This window comes from Nonomuraea sp. NPDC005730, from assembly GCF_040630865.1.
Taxonomy (GTDB): Bacteria; Actinomycetota; Actinomycetes; order Streptosporangiales; family Streptosporangiaceae; genus Nonomuraea.
The window spans coordinates 1-5407 of record NZ_JBEXYK010000129.1; the positions used below are offsets into that span (position 1 = coordinate 1).

The following is a 5407-nucleotide window of genomic DNA, read 5'->3' on the forward strand; positions in this document are numbered from 1 at the left end:
GCGCGCGGGGGGGGGGCGCGCCGGGGGCCCCCCCCCCCCCGGGCCCCCCCCCGCGGGCGCGGCGCCCCCCCCCCCCCCGCGCGGGGGGCGGCCAGCATGCGGCGGTAGACCGCCTCGTAGGCCGCGGCCATCGCCGCCACGCCGAAGTGCCGCTCGACGTGGGCGCGGCAGGCCCGCGGGTCGAGCCGCCCGGCCGCCTCTATCGCCGCGGGCAGCTCGGCCGCCTCCCGCAGGACGAACCCCGTCACGCCGTCCACCACGATCTCCGGCACCGCTCCCCGGCCGATGGCGACGACGGGCGTGCCGCAGGCCATGGCCTCGATCACCACCATGCCGAACGGCTCCTCCCACTGGATGGGGAAGACCATGCAGCGGGCGGCGGCCAGCAGCTCGCGCTTGCGCCCGGCGTCGGCCTCGCCCAGGTAGGTGACGCCGGGGCCGAGCCGCGGCCGTACGTGCTCGTCGAAGTAGACGTGCTCGCACGGCTCGGTGAGCTTGCCGGCCAGCACGATGCGGCGGCCCGCGGCGCGGGCGGCGTCGATGGCCAGGTGCGTGCCCTTGCTGTGGCTGAAGCGGCCCAGCCACAGCACCCAGTCCTCCTTGTGCTCCCGGAAGGGGAAGGAGGCGGTGTCGAGCGCGTTGTGCACGGTGGCGATCCAGTTGAGGTCGGGGGCGTCGGCGCGCTGGGCGTCGGAGACCGCGATCAGGTTGACGTGCTCGCCGAGCGCCCGGTACACCTCGCCCAGCTCGCCGCCGGCAGCACCGTGGCAGGTGACCACGGTCGGGGTCGCCCGGCCGAGGGCGGTGAGCGGCCCGGCCAGCGAATGGTCGTGCACGATGTCGGCGGGCAGCCCTTCCAGCGCCCGCCAGGCCTGGGCGGCGTGCAGCACCTCGGGCAGCCCCTCGCCGATCCGCTCCGAGGGCGCCTCGGGGTAGGTGACCAGGAACTTGGCCGGGAGACCCGTGCTGCCCGCGCCGATCAGCGTCACCTCGTGGCCGCGGGCGGACAGGCCCGTGATCAGGTCGGCGAGCATCTGCTCGATCCCGCCGTAGGCCCGCGGCGGAACCTCCTCCCAGGGCGGAGCGACCATCACGATGCGCAGCGCGCCTTCCCAGTCGTCCTCGGCTTCCGTCGTCATCCCAGCACCTCCCTTGTCGGTCCGGTCGTCACAGCGCCGGCAGGCCGTGCGCCCTGCGGGCCGGGCCGGAGCGGCAGGCGCCGCTGATCGGGCAGCGCGGTTCGGTGACCAGCTCGACGCCGTCGGGCAGGCCGGACACCAGCGGCGTGCCGTCCTCGCCCCTGACGCGGATGCCGACCCTGGAGTCGCCCACCGGCATGCCCTTGATCGTCACCTCCCCGAACCCCTCGGGCAGCGCCGGGACCAGCCACAACTTCCCGTACGGCACCCACGGGTCCAGCCGCAGCAACGTGCGCAGGAGCTGGATGGGCGCGGCGGCGGCCCACGCCTGCGGCGAGCACGACGTCGGGTACGGCACCGGCCGCCCGTACTCCTCCTTGCCGAACCCGCAGAACAGCTCCGGCAGCCGCCCCCCGAAGGAGTGCGCGGCCTCCAGCAGCCCGACGGCGATGCGCTGGGCCTCCTCGACGTGGCCGTAGCGCATCAGCCCGGCGGCGATGATCGCGCTGTCGTGCGGCCACACCGAGCCGTTGTGGTAGCTCATCGGGTTGTAGGCCCCCATGGACGAGGCCAGCGTGCGCACCCCGAACCCGGTGAACATCTCGGGCGAGAGCAGGTGGCGGGCCACCTGCTGGGCCTTGTCCTCGTCGGCGATGCCGGCCCACAGGCAGTGGCCCATGTTGGAGCCGAGGCCGTCGATGGGCCGGCCGCGCCCGTCCAGGCCCATGGCGTAGTAGCCGGGGCCGGGCAGCCAGAACCGTTCGTTGAACGCCTCCCTGATCGCCCGCGCCCGCTGCACGTAGCGCCGTTCGGCGGCCTCGTCGCCCTGCTGGCAGGCGAAGTGGGCGCGGGCGAGGTAGGCGGCGTAGACGTAGCCCTGTACCTCGGCCAGGGCGATCGGCGGGCGGGCGATGGTGCCGTCGGCGAAGTTGACGCCGTCGAAGGAGTCCTTCCAGCCCTGGTTGACCAGGCCGCGGTCGGTCTTGCGCTGGTACCAGACGAAGCCGTCGCGGCTGGCGTACTCCTCGATCCAGGCCAGGGCGGCGTCGGCGTGCGGCAGCAGTTCCTCGACCGCCTCGCGGTGCACGCCCCAGCGGCGCACCTCGCCGAGCAGCATGACGAACAGCGGGGTGGCGTCCACCGAGCCGTAGTAGGCCCGCCCGCCGTACGGCGAGGAGCCGTCCTGGACGCCGAAGCGCAGCTCGTGCATGATCTTGCCGGGCTCCTCCTCGGACAGCGCGTCGACCTTGGCGCCCTGGAGCCGGGCCAGCCTGCGCAGGGTGCCGAGGGCGAGCGTCTGGTCCAGCGGCAGCGCCATCCAGGAGGTCAGCAGCGAGTCGCGGCCGAACAGCGTCATGAACCAGGGCGCGCCGGCGGCGATCGCGGGCGGCTCGTCGGGATGGTCGCGGTCGAACAGGCGCAGGCTGCCCAGGTCCTCGCGGGAGCGGGCCAGGGCCTCGACGAGAGCGGCGTTCGTGCTCTCCAGGACGGGGGTGCTGGCGGTCCACTCGGCCAGGCGGCGGGCCGGCTCGGCGTGGTGGGTGGGATGGGCGACCGGGAAGCGGGCCGAGGACTCCTCGCCCTCGTGGACCGGCGTCACGAGCACGGTGGCGCGCCATTCGCCGCGGGCGGGCACCACGACGTCGAAGGTGAGCAGGCCCGGCGCGGTGACGACCGGCGTGCCCGCCGGTTCGACGGCGATCCTGGCGCCGCGGGCCCGGCTGGGCGAGTAGACCTCGATGCCGCGCTCGCCGGGGTTCATCTCGACGTCCTCGGCGGGCCAGCTCCGTTCGGACTTCACCTCGAACAGGTCGGCCAGGTCGGCGCCGACCTGCACGCACACGACGCAGCCCGCGGCCTCCTCGGACATGTTGCGCAGCGTGAGGTCCTCGCGCAGCCCGCCGCCGACGTAGCGGTCGCGCACCACGAGCAGCGTGCTCTCGGCCCATCCGGGACGCGGCCGGGCCTTGCCGAGGAAGGTGGCGTGGTACGGCTCGCCCATGATGACCTGCAGCGGCTCGACGGGATGGTCGTCCACGCGCAGCATCCAGCGGGACAGCAGGCGGGTGTCGGCGTGGTAGACGCCCTGCGCGCCGCCGGGGACGATGTCGCCGCCGTGCTGGCACACGCAGAACGAGCCGCCCTCCACGAGCGTGACCGTGTCGCCCAGCGCGCCGGGTTGTCCCTCGAAGGTCCATGCGTTCACCGACGAGCCCCCAGTCCTTCCCCCGGTCCCGCGCCTGCGGGGACAGGTCCCCGCACGTCAGGAGTGCTATCCGGAGGAAGGAGGGGGAATCCCATGGCTGTCTAGATTCTTAACACTTCATCCCGATATTTCGGTATCTGGGGTGTTTCGGTCGGGGAGGGTGATTCCTCCCCGGCCGGGGGCCTCAGGCGGCGGCCTTGGCGGTGAGCGCCACGGCCGCCTGGCGGGTGACCCCGCTGACGGTGACCGCGACCGTCACCTGTCCCGCCCGCAGGGCCGTGATCGTGCCCGTGCCCGGGTCGAGCACCGCCACGTGCCACGGCTTGGCCGTCTGGCGGGTGCCGACGTGCAGGTTGGGCGAGCCGGACCAGGTGACCGAGACCGGGTAGGCGGCCGGGACGGCCCGGTCGTCCTGCCGGATCGCCGCCGTGACCGGCGCGGGCGCGCCGACGGCGACGGTCGCGGGCGCGGTCAGCGTCAGCTCGTCCACGTGCGGCCGCACCTGCGTGCCGATCCAGCCGGGCGCGTCGGTGAACCAGTTGCGCCGTACGTGCTCGGCCTCGGCGGGCGTCACGGGGTCCACGCCCCACAGCGACCAGCCGGTGAAGCCGCCGTCCTCGGGGGCGGTGGCCGGGTTCTTGCCGGAGTTGCCGTTGATGAAGTACGGCACCGCGTCCACGCGCGAGGCGTTGAACGTGCCCACGTGCCCGCCGATGAAGGCCGCGCCCTTGCCGGTGTCGCGCTGGAAGCCGGCCAGCCAGCCTTCGACCAGCGCGGCCTCCTTCCGGTCGCCGAGCTGGCTGCCCTTGCCCGGCGTGGGGTCGCGCGGCGGCACGTGGAACAGCACGGCGACCGACCCGACGGAGGCGTCCTTCGCCGCCTTGTCCAGCTCGGCGCGGAGCATCGCGACCTGGTCGTAGCCGCCGCCGCGCAGGTTCAGGCGGGAGGTGTCCAGGGTGACGAAGCGGGTGCCCTTGTGGTCGAACGTGCCGTAGGTGTCGCCGAAGACGGCCTTGAAGTTGTCGATCTTGCCGCCCATGACCTCATGGTTGCCGGGGATGTAGTGATATTTCAGCTCTCCTCCCAGCTCCTCGTCGAGGATCTTCTTCGCCAGCGCGAAGTCCTCCGGCGACGCCTCGTCCACCAGGTCGCCGTTGATCAGCAGGAAGTCGGGCTTGGCGGCCTTGATCTCCTTGAGCGTACGGCGGGCGTTCCTGACGATGTCGCTGTCGGGGTTCTTGGCCACGAACTGGGCGTCCGACATGACCGCGAACCGCCAGGGCGCCTTGGCCACGTCCGCCTTGACCACGGGGTCGGCGACCCTGGGCACGGCGGGCGCGGTGATCGACGGCGGCACCTTGGCCACCAGGCCGTCGATCAGGATGTCGTTGCCGTACTTGGCGTCGGCCCTGGTCTCGGCCACGTAGAAGCGCCGGAGCTTGAGCGGGTAGTTGACCCCGGCGGGCACCGGGAACTCGACGTACTGCCAGCCGGTCCACGTCAGGTACGGCCCGCGCAGGATCTGCGACTGGCCGAGCGCGTCGTAGAACTCCAGGCTGGGCCACTCCCCCTTGCCGGTGGAGTTGATCCACAGCCCGAACGCCTGCGGCTGCCCGTCCACCACGATCTGCTGCGGCGGACTGGCGTACGCGGCCCGGGTGGCGGTCGAGGTGGTGAAGTCGTAGGACAGCTTGAGCCCGCCCCCGCTCTGGCCCGGCGCGGCCGACAGCGAGCCGGTGGCGCGGGCGGCGGCGAAGGTCCACTTGGCCGCGTCCTCGAAGTCGGCGACCGGCTTGGACTCGAAGCCGACCGTCACCGGCACGGCCGTGGTGATCTTGCCGACCTTGGCGGTGATCAGCCCGGAGCCGGTGGCCTGCCGGGCCTTGACGGTGAAGTAGCCGTGCTCGGCCGGGGTGACCTCGAACAGGTTCCGGTCGTAGTCGAGCGTGAGGTCGTCCGGCTCGATGGGCGCGGAGTTGCCGTTGCGGTCGTAGCCGACGACGCCGATTGTGCCCGGCGCCGCCGCCGTCCTTGACCCAGCGCAGTTGCAACCACGAGCACC

3 protein-coding genes are annotated in these 5407 nt (G+C 73.1%); all 3 read right to left on the reverse strand.

Translation table 11 applies throughout. The annotated features are described in order from the left end of the window. A partial coding sequence (locus ABZ444_RS51220) for a glycosyltransferase family 4 protein (protein WP_358012648.1) occupies positions 1-1139 on the reverse strand: 1139 nt, incomplete at its 3' end. A gap of 28 nt (positions 1140-1167) precedes the next feature. Beyond that, positions 1168-3345, reverse strand: a complete 2178-nt coding sequence (locus tag ABZ444_RS51225; protein WP_358012650.1) for a glycogen debranching N-terminal domain-containing protein — start codon at positions 3343-3345, stop codon at positions 1168-1170. Positions 3346-3529: 184 nt separating this feature from the next. Next, positions 3530-5407, reverse strand: a 1878-nt coding sequence (locus tag ABZ444_RS51230; protein ID WP_358012652.1) for a metallophosphoesterase, incomplete at its 5' end; no start/stop codon positions are given.